The organism is Promicromonospora thailandica (assembly GCF_024171955.1).
Lineage (GTDB): Bacteria > Actinomycetota > Actinomycetes > Actinomycetales > Cellulomonadaceae > Promicromonospora > Promicromonospora thailandica.
Genome location: NZ_JAMTCS010000016.1, coordinates 1 through 12,950 on the forward strand (window position 1 = coordinate 1; position 12,950 = coordinate 12,950).

Sequence of the window (12,950 nt, forward strand, 5' to 3'; positions counted from 1 at the left end):
AGGCCGGATGTGGAAGCAAGGACTGAAGACTTGTGGAGCTGACCGGTACTAACTGCCGATAACTTCAACACCCTCACAACAAACGATTGTTTTGTGTTTCTGCGTGTTCGCGTCCACTGTGCGGTTCCCGAGTCACGGGCACCACCCCACCGTCGTTGTTCGACGGAGTTTGGGGGTTGCCTGGTTCTCGATAGTGTTTCGGTGGTCATAGCATGGGGGAAACGCCCGGTCCCATTCCGAACCCGGAAGCTTAGCCTCATAGCGCCGATGGTACTGCCCTGGAGACGGGGTGGGAGAGTAGGACGCCGCCGGACAACCATTCCGTCAGGGGATGGACCCACGCACCCACAACGGGTGCACAGGGTCCATCCCCTGACGCTTTTCCGTACCCGGAAGCAGGGCCGGCTTTCACGTCATGGAAGACTGGTTCCGCCGTACGACAGCACGGCGGGACGAGCGGGACGTGGGAGGTCGGCATGGCAGAAGCCGGTGTGCAGTCGGTCGAGCGGGCGCTCGACCTGCTGGAGATCCTGGCGGAGCTCGGCGACGATGCCGGGCTGAGTGAGCTCTCGGAGCGTTCGGGGCTGCCGCTGCCGACGATCCATCGCCTCCTGCGCACGCTCGTCGCCCGCGGTTACGCCCGCCGGCTCCCGTCGCGCCGGTACGCCCTCGGTGCGCGCACCATGGGACTCGGCGAGGCGGCCGGGCGACAGCTCGGCGCCGGCGCGCGGCGGCACCTGGCCCGGCTCGCGCGCGAGCTGGGGGAGACAGCGAACCTGGCCATGCTCGACGGCGAGATGGCGGTGTACGTGGCCCAGGCGGCGTCGTCGCACTCGATGCGGATGTTCACCGAGGTGGGCCGACGCGTGCACCTGCACAGCACCGGCGTGGGCAAGGCGCTCCTGGGGGAGCTGCCCGACGGTGCGGTGCGGGACGTCGTGGGGCGGGCCGGGCTCCCGCCCGCGACCGACCGGACCATCACCGACGTCGACGCGCTCCTGGCGGCGACCGCCGAGGCGCGCGAGCGCGGGTACGCCGTCGACGACGGCGAGCAGGAGGTGGGCGTGCGGTGCTTCGCTGTGGTCGTGCCCGGAGTGCCCGTGCCGACGGCGCTGTCCGTCTCCGGGCCCGCGGCGCGCGTGACCTTCGAACTCGGCGAGCGTGCGGTGCCGCTGCTGCACGAGGTGGCTCGCGACGTCGCGCGCGAGCTGTCGGGGAGCTGACGGCCGCGGAGGCGTTGACCCGGTTCAGCTGACAACCTAGGGTTTCCACTAGGAAGTATTTGGTTTCCGCATCGTGGAAGATGCGACCATCCGCTCGACCGAGGGAGCGACAGTGGACACACCGGACGGCCTCACCATCACCGGCGACATCGCCCCGCGCGCGGAGGAGGTGCTCACGCCGCAGGCGCTGGGTCTGGTCGTCGCGCTGCACCGCGCCCTCGACGACCGGCGGCTCGAGCTGCTGGAGGCGCGGGCGCGCCGGGTCGCGGACCTCGCGGCCGGCGGCACGCTGGACTTCCTGCCCGAGACCCGGCACATCCGGGAGGACCCGACGTGGCGGGTGGCGCCGCCGGCACCCGGGCTCGAGGACCGGCGCTGCGAGATCACCGGCCCCACGGACCGCAAGATGACCGTCAACGCCCTGAACTCGGGGGCGAAGGCGTGGCTCGCGGACCACGAGGACGCCAACACCCCGCAGTGGAGCGCCGTCGTCGGCGGGCAGCTCAACCTGCTCGACGCGATCAACCGCACCATCGACTTCACGGGTGACAACGGCAAACGGTACGAGCTGCGGCCGGACGAGGAGCTGGCCACCATCATCGTGCGGCCGCGGGGCTGGCACCTGCCCGAGAAGCACGTGCTGGTGGACGGCCGGCCGACGTCGGGCAGCCTGGTGGACTTCGCGCTGTACCTGGCCACCGCGGGCCTGCGCCAGATCGAGAAGGGCCAGGGGCCCTACTTCTACCTGCCCAAGATGGAGTCGCACCTGGAGGCGCGGCTCTGGAACGACGCGTTCGTGCTGGCGCAGGACTTCCTCGGCATCCCCCGGGGCACCATCCGGGCCACCGTGCTCATCGAGACCTACCCGGCGGCGTTCGAGATGGAGGAGATCCTCTACGAGCTGCGGGAGCACAGCGCGGGCCTGAACGCCGGACGCTGGGACTTCATGTTCTCCGTGATCAAGTCGTTCCGGACGCGCGGCACCGAGTTCATGCTGCCCGACCGCAACGCCGTGACGATGACCGTACCGTTCATGCGCGCCTACACCGAGCTGCTGGTCAAGACGTGCCACACCCGCGGGGCGCACGCCATCGGCGGCATGGCCGCGTTCATCCCGAGCCGCGACGAGGCGGCCAACGAGGCCGCCTTCGCCAAGGTGCGCGACGACAAGACCCGCGAGGCGAACGACGGCTTCGACGGGTCGTGGGTGGCCCACCCGGGCATGGTGGACCTCTGCACGGAGGTGTTCACGTCGGTGCTGGGCGACCGGCCGAACCAGATCGACCGCACCCGCGAGGAGGTGCGGGTGACCGCCGCACAGCTGCTCGACGTCGCCTCCACGCCGGGGGAGGTGACCGAGGCGGGCCTGCGGAACAACATCTCGGTGGGCATCCAGTACCTCCGGGCCTGGCTGGGCGGGCTCGGTGCCGTGGCGATCTTCAACCTCATGGAGGACGCCGCGACGGCGGAGATCTCCCGCTCCCAGGTGTGGCAGTGGCTGCACAACGACGTCACGCTCGCCGACACGGGCCACCGGGTCACGCGCGAGCTGATCGACCGGCTGGTCGAGGAGGAGGTCGCGAAGCTCCCGGGAGACCCTGCGGACTACGAGGAGGCGCGGCAGACGTTCCTGGAGGTGGCGGTCGCCGACGACTACGCCGACTTCCTGACCCTCCCGGCCTACGCGCGCATGCCCTGACCAGCGTCGAGTGCTGAGTGCTGCGGGCGACGAGGAGGTTGTCATGGGCGAGAGCGGGGTCGGGCGGCTCGGGCGGGTCATCGGCGAGCTGATGGGGACGCTGGGCACGGGGCAGGTGATCACCGACCGGCAGCGACGCCGGACCTACGAGTGCGACGGCCTGTCCGCGTACCGGGTGGTCCCGGGGGTCGTGGTGCTCGCCCGGACGGCGGCCGACGTCGTCACCACGGTGCGGGCCTGCGCGCGGCACGGCGTGCCGTTCGTCGCGCGCGGGTCGGGCACCGGCCTGTCGGGTGGTGCGCTGCCACACGCGGAGGGTGTGCTCGTGGTCCTGTCGCAGCTGCGGGCCGTCCGCGAGGCGGACGTCGACAACCAGCGCGCCGTGGTCGAGCCCGGGGTGATCAACCTGCAGCTCACGGCCGCGACCAGCCCCGACGGGTACTACTTCGCGCCGGATCCCTCCAGCCAGTCGGTGTGCTCGATCGGCGGCAACGTCGCCGAGAACTCGGGCGGGGCGCACTGCCTCAAGTACGGGTTCACCACCAACCACGTGACGGGCCTCGACCTGGTCACGCCCGGCGGGGAGCAGGTGGAGATCGGCGGCAAGGCGCCCGACCCGCCGGGGTACGACCTGCTCGGCGCGCTCGTCGGCAGCGAGGGCACGCTCGGCGTCGTCACCGCGGCCACGGTGCGGCTCACCCGGCTGCCGCAGGAGGTGCGCACGCTGCTCGCGGCGTTCCGCACCATGGACGACGCCGGGGCCGCCACCTCCGCGATCATCGCCGCGGGCGTGATCCCCGCGGCGATCGAGATGATGGACGCGCTCGCGATCGAGGCCGCGGAGGCGGCCGTGCACTGCGGCTACCCGGCGGGCGCCGGCGCGGTGCTCGTGATCGAGCTGGACGGTCCGGCGCCGGACGTCGCGGGGGAGTTCGACGACGTCGTGCGGCTGTGCGAGACCGCCGGGGCGTTCGAGGTGCGCGTCGCGGCCGACGACGCCGAGCGCGCCCTCATCTGGAAGGGCCGCAAGTCCGCGTTCGCCGCGGTCGGCCGGATCAGCCCCGACTACATCGTGCAGGACGGCGTGATCCCGCGGACCGCGCTGCCGCAGGTGCTGCGGCAGATCGCCGAGCTCGGCGAGCGCGCGGGCGTGCGGGTCGCCAACGTCTTCCACGCCGGCGACGGCAACCTGCACCCGCTGGTGCTGTTCGACGGCGGGGTACCGGGCGCCGTCGACCGGGCGGAGGAGGTGGCCGGCGGGATCCTCGACCTGTGCCTCGAGCACGGCGGGTCCATCACGGGCGAGCACGGCGTGGGCGCCGACAAGGCCAAGCACATGCCGCGCATGTTCACGCCCGACGACCTCGACACCATGCAGGCGGTCCGCTGCGCGTTCGACCCCGAGGGCATCGCGAACCCCGGCAAGGTGTTCCCGACGCCGCGGCTGTGCGGGGAACGGCCCGGCCGGCACCGCGGCGCCCACCCGCTGGCGGAGTCCGGTGTGGCGGAGGTCTTCTGATGACCGACGCGGACCGGCTCGCGGACGCGCTGCGGCCACACGGCGGCGAGGTCCGCACGGCGGGCCCGGCGGACGCCGTCGACGGGGTGCCCGCCACGGTGGTGGCGCGGCCGGTGACCACCGACGGCGTGGCCGCCGTGCTGCGGGAGGCCACCGCCCAGGGCCTGGTCACCGTGGCGCGCGGCGGCGCGACCGCCCTGGACTGGGGCGCGCCGCCGGAACGGGTGGACCTGCTGCTCGACACGACCGGGCTCGACCGGCTCGTGGAGCACGGTGCGGGTGACCTGGTGGTCGTGGCCGAGGCCGGCCTGCCGGTCGCGGAGCTGCTCGGGCACGTCGCCGGGGCGGCGCAGGAGCTGGTCGTCGACCTGCCGCCGGACCGGCTCGCGGGCGGCTCCACGGTGGGCGGCGCCCTGTCGACAGGGGCGTCCGGCCCGCGGCGCCTGCAGCGCGGCGCCCTGCGGGACCTCGTGCTCGGCGCCACCGTGGTGCTCGCCGACGGCACGGTCGCCACCGCCGGGGGCACGGTGGTCAAGAACGTCGCGGGGTACGACCTGGCGAAGCTGCTGACCGGCGCGTACGGCACGCTCGGCGTGGTCGTGCGGGCCGCGTTCCGGCTGCACCCCGTGCGGCCCGACCGCGCGTTCGGCGTCGCGGCGGGCCCGGCTGCGGACGTCGCCGCCCGGGCCCGCTCCGTCGTCGCCTCGCAGCTCGCACCCGCCGCGGTCGAGATCGACCGGCCCGCGGGGAGCGACGTCGCCGAGGTGGCGGTGCTGCTGGAGGGGGCGGGGGCCGCCGTCGGGCGGCGGGCCGCGGAGGCGGCCGGGCTGCTGGACGGCCGGGTCCAGGACGAGCCGCCCGCGTGGTGGGGTGCGCTGCCGGGCGGACCGGGCACCCTGGCCAAGGCGACCGCCACGCTCACCGGGGTGGCGGACCTGCTCGCGGCCGCCCGCGCCGCCGAGCAGCGCCACGGCGCGGGAGTGGCGCTGCGCGGCACGGCGGCCGGGGTGCTGCACGCCCTGGTGACGGGGACGCCCGGGGCGACCGCGGGCGCCGTCGGGCGGCTGCGGGGTGCCGCGCCCAGCCCACGGGAGGGCACGGTGACCGTGCTGCGGGCGTCGCGCGAGGTGCGCGCCGCCCTGGACGTGTGGGGTCCCGTGGGCGGGCTCGACCTGATGCGGGCGGTCAAGCGGCAGCTCGACCCGGGGCGGAACCTGGCACCCGGCCGATTCGTGGGAGGCATCTGATGACCGACGAGAAGCCGGACCTGCTGGGCTCGTTGAACGGGGGCTCCTCCGACGGACAGGGCGCGTTCGACGCGCACCACCCGCCCGCGCGCGAGCTCGTGGACGACTGCGTGCACTGCGGGTTCTGCCTCCCGGCCTGCCCGACGTACTCGCTGTGGGGCGAGGAGATGGACTCGCCGCGCGGGCGGATCTACCTCATGAAGGAGGGGCTCGAGGGCGAGCCGATGACGCCGTCCCTGGTGCAGCACGTGGACGCGTGCCTCGGCTGCATGGCGTGCGTGACGGCGTGCCCGTCGGGCGTGCGGTACGACCGGCTGGTCGAGGCGACCCGGCAGCAGGTGGAGCGGCGCGGGGCGGAGCACCGGACGTGGGGGCAGCGGGTGCTCCGGTCGGCGGTCTTCGCGCTGTTCCCGCGGCCCGAGCGGCTGCGGCGCGTGCTGCCGCTCCTGGCGCTGTACCAGCGCTCGGGCCTGTCCCGGCTGGTGCGTCCCGTGCTGGAGCGGGTCTCGCCGACGCTCGCGACGATGGAGGCGATAGCCCCGCCGGTGGCCCGCCGGGAGACCGTGCCCGCGCTCGTCCCGGCGGTCGGTGAGCGGCGCGCGACGGTCGGCCTGCTGCTGGGCTGCGTGCAGCGCGAGCTCTTCCCCGGCGTCAACGCCGCGACCGCGCGGGTGCTCGCGGCAGAGGGGTGCGACGTCGTCGTGCCGCCGGAGCAGGGCTGCTGCGGGGCGCTGTCGGTGCACGCCGGGCGCGAGGCCGAGGGTCTCGAGTACGCGCGGGCGCTGATCGACGCGTTCTCGGACGCGGGGGTCGAGCGGATCGTCGCCAACTCCGCCGGGTGCGGCTCGACGATGAAGGAGTACGCGGACCTGCTGGCCGACGACCCCGCGTACGCGGGGCGGGCCGCGCGGTTCGCGGAGCGCACACGGGACGTGTCGGAGGTGCTGGCGGAGCTCGGGCCGGTCGCGACGCGGCACGCGCTGCCGCTGACGGTGGCGTACCACGACGCCTGTCACCTGCGGCACGCGCAAGGCGTGCGGGCGCAGCCGCGCGCGGTGCTCACGACCATCCCGGGGCTCGTGGTGAAGGAGATCGCGGACGGCGACATGTGCTGCGGCTCGGCGGGCGTCTACAACCTCACGAACCCGGGCCCGGCGCGCGAGCTGGGGGACCGCAAGGCGGCGAACGTGGCGGCGACGGACGCGGAGCTGCTGGTCACGTCCAACCCGGGTTGCCTGATGCAGATCACCGACGCGCTGCGCCGGCAGGGACGCGAGATCCCGACGGCACACATGGTGCTCGTCCTGGACGCGTCCCTGCGCGGGGCGGGGGCGGAGTCGCTCACCGGGTGAACCGGGGGCTCCCGCGGGCCCGGGTGAACTGCTACGTTTGTCGGTACGTGGAGTGATAGTTCCGACATGCGAAATATCCAGCGCACCCTACCCGGCAGCGTGGCCGGTCTGGAGTCACCATGGACAACCTCGGCGTCCTCGCCCTGCTCGCTCTCCTCCCCATCCTCGTGGTCGGCACCCTGCTGCTCGGCCTCCGCTGGCCCGCCCGGACGGCGATGCCCGTCGGGCTGGCGGTCGTGGTCGGCGTCGCCCTGCTCACCTGGCGGATGTCGCCGGTCGCCGTGGGCGCGTCCGTGGTGCAGGGCCTGCTCATCGCGCTCGGCCTGCTCTGGATCATCTTCGGCGCGCTGCTCCTGCTGGAGACCCTGACCAAGAGCGGCGCGCTGCAGACCATCCGCGCCGGCTTCACCACCATCAGCCCCGACCGGCGCGTCCAGGTGATCATCGTCGCCTGGCTGTTCGGCTCCTTCATCGAGGGGGCTGCCGGGTTCGGCACGCCGGCCGCCGTCGTCGCGCCGCTGCTGCTCGCGCTCGGGTTCCCCGCGGCGGCCGCGGTGATGGCCGGGCTCATCATCCAGTCCACGCCGGTGAGCTTCGGCGCCGTCGGCACCCCGATGCTGACCGGCCTCGGGACCGGGCTCGCCGACACCTCCGGGGCGCTGGCGCCCGAGGTCCAGGCGCGGGCCGACGCGCTGGGCCTGGACCACCTGGGCTTCGTCGCGCACACGGCGACCCAGGTGGCGACGATCCACGCGATCGTCGGCATCCTCGTGCCGCTCATCCTGGTCACCCTGATGTGCGGGTTCTACGGCGAAAAGCGGTCGTTCCGCGCGGGCCTGGCCGTGGCGCCGTTCGCCGTCTACGGGGCGCTCGCGATGATCGTGCCGTACGTGACCGTCGCCTACCTGCTGGGGCCGGAGTTCCCGTCGCTGCTCGGCGGGTTCCTCGGGCTGCTGCTGGTGATGTACACGTCGTCGAAGGGCTTCCTCATGCCCTCGGACGTGTGGGACTTCCCGCCGCGCGAGCGGTGGAGCGACCGCTGGACGGGCACCGTGGACCCGACGCGGGAGGCGGCCACGCTGACCCGCAGCATGTCGATGGCGCGGGCCTGGTCGCCGTACGTGATCGTGGCGGCGCTGCTGCTCCTGACCCGGAACGTGCCGGCGATCAAGGAGTTCCTCACCGGGCCGGCCGTGATCCAGGTGCCGGACATCTTCGGCACCGGGATCAGCCAGAACCTGGACCTGCTGTACTCGCCCGGCGCGATCTTCCTGCTCGTCTGCCTGGCCACGTACGTGCTGCACGGGATGAGCCGGTCGCAGATCGCGGCCTCGTGGCGGGTGGCCGGCGGGCAGCTCGGCGGCGCGGCCTTCGCGCTGCTGTGCGCGGTGCCGCTGGTGCGGATCTTCATCAACTCCGGGCCCGACTTCAACGCGGCCGGTCTTGACTCGATGCCCATCACGCTCGCGCGGGCCGCGGCCGACCTCGCCGGTCAGGGCTGGCCCGTCGTGTCACCGTTCATCGGTGCTCTCGGCGCGTTCGTGGCGGGGTCCAACACGGTGTCCAACATGATGTTCGCGCTGTTCCAGTTCAACACCGGCCTGGGCATCGGCGCGGCGTCGCCCGAGACCGTGGCCGCGCTGCAGGCCGTGGGCGGGGCGGCCGGCAACATGGTGGCCGTGCACAACGTGGTCGCCGCGGCCGCGACCGTGGGGCTGCTGGGTCGCGAGGGAGACCTCATCCGCAAGACCATCCTGCCGATGACGTACTACTGCCTCGCGGCCGGCGGCATCGGGTACCTGTGGATCTTCGGGTTCGCGCTCAACGCGGGTCTCGTGGTGCTGCTGGTCGTGGTCCTCGCGCTGGTGGTCACGGGCGTGCGCATGGTGCGCACGCCGGACGCCTGGAACCCGGAGGTGGTCCGGGTGTGAGGTACGGGTGCGTTGCGGTGGCGTGCGCGGACCGGGGTGCCCGGCCGCGCACGTCACAGCCGCCCGACCCCCGGTGACACCCGCGCGCGTGGGAGAATGTGCGGGCATCTGTCATCGAAGGGAACACTGTGAACGAAACGCCCCGCGACCAGGGGAACGACCGCGAGCGAGACCGCCGCGGCGAACGCAGGAGCGGCAGCCGCGACCAGGGCCGTGGCCAGGGCCAGGGTCGCGAGGAGCGTGGCGGACGCCGGTACGACGGCCCCCGGCGGTACGACGACGACCGCCCCCGCCGGACGTTCGACCGCGACGACCGCCCGCGTCGTGACGACCGCGGAGGCGACCGGCCGTACCGGCGCGACGACCGGGACGACCGCCGGGGCGGCGACGCACAGGACCGCCCGCGCCGGCCGTACGGCGAGCGGCGCGACGGCGGCGGCTACCGCGGCGGTCGCGACGAGCGTGCGGGAGACCGCCCGGCCCGTCGGTACGACGACCGGCCGCACCGCTCTGGTCAGGACGACCGGGGTGCCGGGCGTCCCGCACGGCGCGACGACGACCGTCCGCGCCGCCCGTACGGGGAGCGGGACGACCGTCCGCAGCGATTCTCCGGGAACCGTGACGACAGGCCGCGCCGGTCGTTCGAGGACCGTGGGGACCGCCCGCGCCGGGACGACCGTGGTGGTGACCGCCCGTTCCGTCGCGACGACCGCCCGCAGCGTTCCTACGGCGACCGGGACGACCGGTCGCAGCGGTTCGGTAACCGCGACGACCGTCCGCAGCGGTCGTTCGACGACCGTGACGACCGTCCGCGCCGACCGTACGGCGACCGGGACGACCGTCCGCGGCGTTCGTTCGGCGACCGCGACGAGCGCCCGCGCCGGTCGTTCGACGACCGCGGGGACCGTCCGCGCCGGGACGACCGTGGTGGTGACCGCCCGTTCCGTCGGGACGAGCGGCCGCAGCGGTCGTTCGACGACCGTGGCAGCCGGCCGCAGCGCTCCGGCGACCGGGACGACCGTCCGCAGCGTCCGTACGGGAACCGGGACGACCGTCCGCAGCGTCCCTACGGGAGCCGCGACGACCGTCCGCAGCGGTCGTTCGGCAACCGGGACGACCGCGGAGGCGACCGACCGTTCCGCCGCGACGACCGTCCCCGCCGGGACGTCGAGGACCGCGGCGACCGGCCGCGCCGCGGCTTCGACCGCGACGACCGTCCGCAGCGTTCTTCCGGGTACCGGGACGAGCGGCCGCGCCGTGACGACCGCCGTGACGATCAGCGCACCGACCACCGTGGTGACCGCCGCGGCGACGACCGCCGTTTCGACCGCGGTGGCGACCGCCCGGCGCGCGACCGCGACGAGCGCGCGCCCCAGGTGCCGGAGCCGGAGATCGCCGAGGACGCGTCGTTCGGTCAGCTCGACCGAGAGGCGCGCTCGCGCCTGCGCGGCCTGAGCAAGGACCACGCCGAGCGGGTCGGCCTGCACCTCGTGATGGCCGGCCGGCTGCTCGACGTCGACCCGGAGCTCGCCTACGAGCACGCCCAGGCGGCGGTGCGGCACGCGGGCCGGATCGACATCGTCCGCGAGGCCGCAGGACTGGCCGCCTACCGCACGAACCGGTTCGCGGAGGCGCTGCGCGAGCTGCGTACCGTCCGCCGGCTCAACGGCTCCTCGGAGCACCTGCCGATCATGGCCGACGCCGAGCGCGGCCTCGGCCGGCCCGAGCGCGCACTGGCGCTCGCCGCCTCGGAGGAGGCCGCGTCGCTCGACGCGACCGGACGCGTCGAGCTCGCGATCGTGGCGAGCGGTGCCCGCTCCGACCTGGGCGAGCACGACGCCGCGCTGGCAGTGCTCGACAAGGTCGCGCCCGCGGACGCCCCCGGCGATCTCGGGCTCCGCGTGCTCCAGGCGCGCGCCGTGGCGCTCGAGGCGGCCGGCCGGGACGACGAGGCCGCCGCCCTGCTCGCGACGGTCGACCCCGAGGCGCTGGAACGTGCCATCGGTGCGACCCCGCCCGATGAGGACATCACGGTCTTCGACGTCGAGGAGGACGCGGCGCTCGCCGAGGAGGAGTACGCCGCGGACCACCCGGAGGAGCTCGCGTCGGCCGACGACGAGCTGGACGAGGACGACGAGTCCGAGCTGGACGAGGACGGCGCGGAGGGCGCCGTCGCCCCGGACGAGGCCTCCGCGGGTTCGGCCGGCTCGGGGGACTCCGCCGATTCTGCTGACTCCGCCGACTCTGCCGATTCGGCCGACTCCGGCGATTCGGCCGACTCCGGCGACTCGGCGGACTCCGCCGGTTCGCCGGACGAGGACGACGACCTCGACGAGGACGTGGCGCCCGACGAGGACGCCGCCCGCTCCGGCGAGACCGAGGCCGTGCCCGAGGAGGACGTCGCCTCCGACGAGGACGCTGCCGGCACCGCCGTGGCCGACGACCTGGACGAACCACAGGCGGACGCCGTCGACGAGCCGAGCGACCCGGAGTCGGACGAGGACGTTGCCGAGGGAGCGACCGAGGACGCCGGGAGCGCCGCGGGCGACCGGTCCGGCGTCGGGCAGGAGCGGGCGTGACGGGAGCGGCAGGGCTGCTGGCGAGCGACGTCCCGCTCGCCACGGCCTACGACCTGGCGCTCGTCGACCTGGACGGGGTGGCCTACAAGGGGCACCTGCCGATCGAGCACGCGTCGGCCAGCCTGACGGCGGCGCGCTCGGGCGGGATGCGGCTCGTGTTCGTCACGAACAACGCGTCGCGCGAGCCCGAGGACGTCGCGGGGCAGCTCACGGGCCTGGACATCCCGACGGACCCGGCGGAGGTGATGACCGCGGCGCAGGCGTGCGCCGCGCTGCTCACCACCCGCCTGGACCCGGGGGCGAAGGTGCTGGTCGTGGGCGGCAAGGGGCTGGTCACGGCGGTGCGGGCCGCGGGCTTCACGGTGGTGACGTCGGCCGACGACGAGCCGGACGCCGTCGCGCAGGGCTATGCGCCCGAGGTGGGCTGGACCCAGCTCGCCGAGGCCGCCTACGCCGTGAACCGCGGGGCGTGGCACGTGGCGAGCAACCTGGACCTGTCGCTGCCGACGGCGCGGGGGTTCGCCCCGGGCAACGGTGCGCTGGTCGGTGCGGTGCGCTCGGCGACGGGTGTCGTGCCCGACAGTGCGGGCAAGCCGTCGCCGACCATGTACCGGCTCGCGGTCGAGCGGGCCGAGGCCGGCCGGCCGCTGGTGATCGGCGACCGGCTCGACACGGACCTGGCAGGTGCCCGGGGCGGCGGCTACCCGGGGCTGCACGTGCTCACGGGCGTCTCGACGGCCCGCGACGCGGTGCTCGCCGTGCCGGGGGAGCGTCCTTCGTACCTGGGCGCGGACCTGCGGGCGCTGCTCGAGCCGCACGCGGCGCCCGCTCTCGCGGACGGCTGGTACGTCTGCGGGACGGCGGCCGCCCGCGTGAGCGACGGTGAGCTGCGGCTCGACGGCGCCGGGATCGACCTGGTCCGGGCCGCGTGCGCCGCCGCCTGGGCCGCGGTCGACGCGGACGAGACCCTGGACCCGACGACGGTCCCGGAGCTCACCGCCTGAGCCGGGCCGGGCCCCGGCGCCAGTTCGGTCGGTTGCCTCGAGATCGGTCGTTCGAGCGACCGATCTCGAGGCAACCGACCGAAACCAGCGGGATCGACCGCAGGACTGGCGGACTTCTCCCCGGTTCTGTCGGAGGGGGCGGGTACGGTGTCAACCAGCGGCCGGCAGCACAAGGTCAGCAGCAGGAGCACGACGAGCACAGTGGAGCGTTGACGCACTATGGACGAGTTCTACGCGACCGAGGAGACGCCGGCCCCGGCCGACTCCGCGGAAGGGGTCCGTCGTGCCCTCGACGGGCTGGACGGGCTCGACGACCTGCCGCCGGCCGAGCACGTGGCCCGGTTCGAGGCGGTGCACGACGCCTTGCGGGCGCACCTGAGCGGTGACGCCTGACGG

The 12,950-nt window shown here is 74.3% G+C and carries 10 protein-coding genes and 1 rRNA gene; 10 read left to right on the forward strand and 1 reads right to left on the reverse strand.

Annotation, left to right across the window (positions count from 1 at the left end; all coding sequences use genetic code 11):
- Positions 1-197: 197 nt before the first annotated feature.
- The 7 genes from rrf (at position 198) to APR03_RS22680 (ending at position 8,971) form a co-directional block, all read left to right on the forward strand.
- Positions 198-314 (forward strand): 5S ribosomal RNA (gene rrf, locus APR03_RS22650).
- Positions 315-476: 162 nt separating this feature from the next.
- Complete coding sequence (locus tag APR03_RS22655) at positions 477-1,223, forward strand: IclR family transcriptional regulator (RefSeq protein WP_253839481.1); 747 nt, start codon at positions 477-479, stop codon at positions 1,221-1,223.
- A gap of 112 nt (positions 1,224-1,335) precedes the next feature.
- The gene (gene aceB / locus APR03_RS22660; RefSeq protein WP_253839482.1) at positions 1,336-2,922 is read left to right on the forward strand and encodes a malate synthase A; all 1,587 of its coding nucleotides are present in this window, start codon (positions 1,336-1,338) and stop codon (positions 2,920-2,922) included.
- 43 nt (positions 2,923-2,965) lie between these two features.
- Positions 2,966-4,441, forward strand: a complete 1,476-nt coding sequence (locus tag APR03_RS22665) for an FAD-linked oxidase C-terminal domain-containing protein (RefSeq protein ID WP_253839483.1) — start codon at positions 2,966-2,968, stop codon at positions 4,439-4,441.
- Positions 4,441-5,688 (forward strand): FAD-binding oxidoreductase, encoded by a 1,248-nt coding sequence (locus tag APR03_RS22670; protein WP_253839484.1) that lies wholly within the window; start codon positions 4,441-4,443, stop codon positions 5,686-5,688. Before APR03_RS22665 ends, APR03_RS22670 begins: the two co-directional genes overlap by 1 nt.
- On the forward strand, positions 5,688-7,040 hold the full coding sequence (gene glcF / locus APR03_RS22675; RefSeq protein WP_253839485.1) for a glycolate oxidase subunit GlcF: 1,353 nt from the start codon (positions 5,688-5,690) through the stop codon (positions 7,038-7,040). The genes APR03_RS22670 and glcF overlap by 1 nt, the downstream gene beginning before the upstream one ends.
- A 119-nt stretch (positions 7,041-7,159) precedes the next feature.
- Positions 7,160-8,971 carry an L-lactate permease gene (locus APR03_RS22680; RefSeq protein WP_253839486.1) on the forward strand — a complete coding sequence of 604 codons (1,812 nt, stop codon included), beginning with the start codon at positions 7,160-7,162 and terminating at the stop codon, positions 8,969-8,971.
- Between the two features lie 53 nt (positions 8,972-9,024).
- On the opposite strand, the gene APR03_RS22685 is transcribed toward APR03_RS22680, so the two are convergent.
- Positions 9,025-10,437, reverse strand: coding sequence for a hypothetical protein (locus APR03_RS22685; protein ID WP_253839487.1), 1,413 nt, complete (start codon positions 10,435-10,437; stop codon positions 9,025-9,027).
- Here APR03_RS22685 and APR03_RS22690 point away from each other — a divergent pair.
- The 3 genes from APR03_RS22690 (at position 10,348) to APR03_RS22700 (ending at position 12,947) form a co-directional block, all read left to right on the forward strand.
- Positions 10,348-11,550 carry a tetratricopeptide repeat protein gene (locus APR03_RS22690; protein ID WP_253839488.1) on the forward strand — a complete coding sequence of 401 codons (1,203 nt, stop codon included), beginning with the start codon at positions 10,348-10,350 and terminating at the stop codon, positions 11,548-11,550. The two genes, APR03_RS22685 and APR03_RS22690, sit on opposite strands and share 90 nt — an antisense overlap.
- A complete protein-coding gene (locus APR03_RS22695; RefSeq protein WP_253839489.1) occupies positions 11,547-12,554 on the forward strand; it encodes an HAD-IIA family hydrolase in 1,008 nt (335 codons plus the stop codon). Before APR03_RS22690 ends, APR03_RS22695 begins: the two co-directional genes overlap by 4 nt.
- A gap of 219 nt (positions 12,555-12,773) precedes the next feature.
- Positions 12,774-12,947: a hypothetical protein gene (locus APR03_RS22700; protein WP_253839490.1), complete on the forward strand. Its 174-nt coding sequence runs from the start codon at positions 12,774-12,776 to the stop codon at positions 12,945-12,947.
- Positions 12,948-12,950 lie beyond the last annotated feature (3 nt).

Coding starts and splice junctions, on each gene's coding strand:
- APR03_RS22680 (WP_253839486.1), top strand. CDS start 7,160: ATGGACAACCTCGGCGTCCTCGCCCTGCTCGCTCTCCTCCCCATCCTC.
- APR03_RS22655 (WP_253839481.1), top strand. CDS start 477: ATGGCAGAAGCCGGTGTGCAGTCGGTCGAGCGGGCGCTCGACCTGCTG.
- glcF (WP_253839485.1), top strand. CDS start 5,688: ATGACCGACGAGAAGCCGGACCTGCTGGGCTCGTTGAACGGGGGCTCC.
- APR03_RS22670 (WP_253839484.1), top strand. CDS start 4,441: ATGACCGACGCGGACCGGCTCGCGGACGCGCTGCGGCCACACGGCGGC.
- APR03_RS22700 (WP_253839490.1), top strand. CDS start 12,774: ATGGACGAGTTCTACGCGACCGAGGAGACGCCGGCCCCGGCCGACTCC.
- APR03_RS22665 (WP_253839483.1), top strand. CDS start 2,966: ATGGGCGAGAGCGGGGTCGGGCGGCTCGGGCGGGTCATCGGCGAGCTG.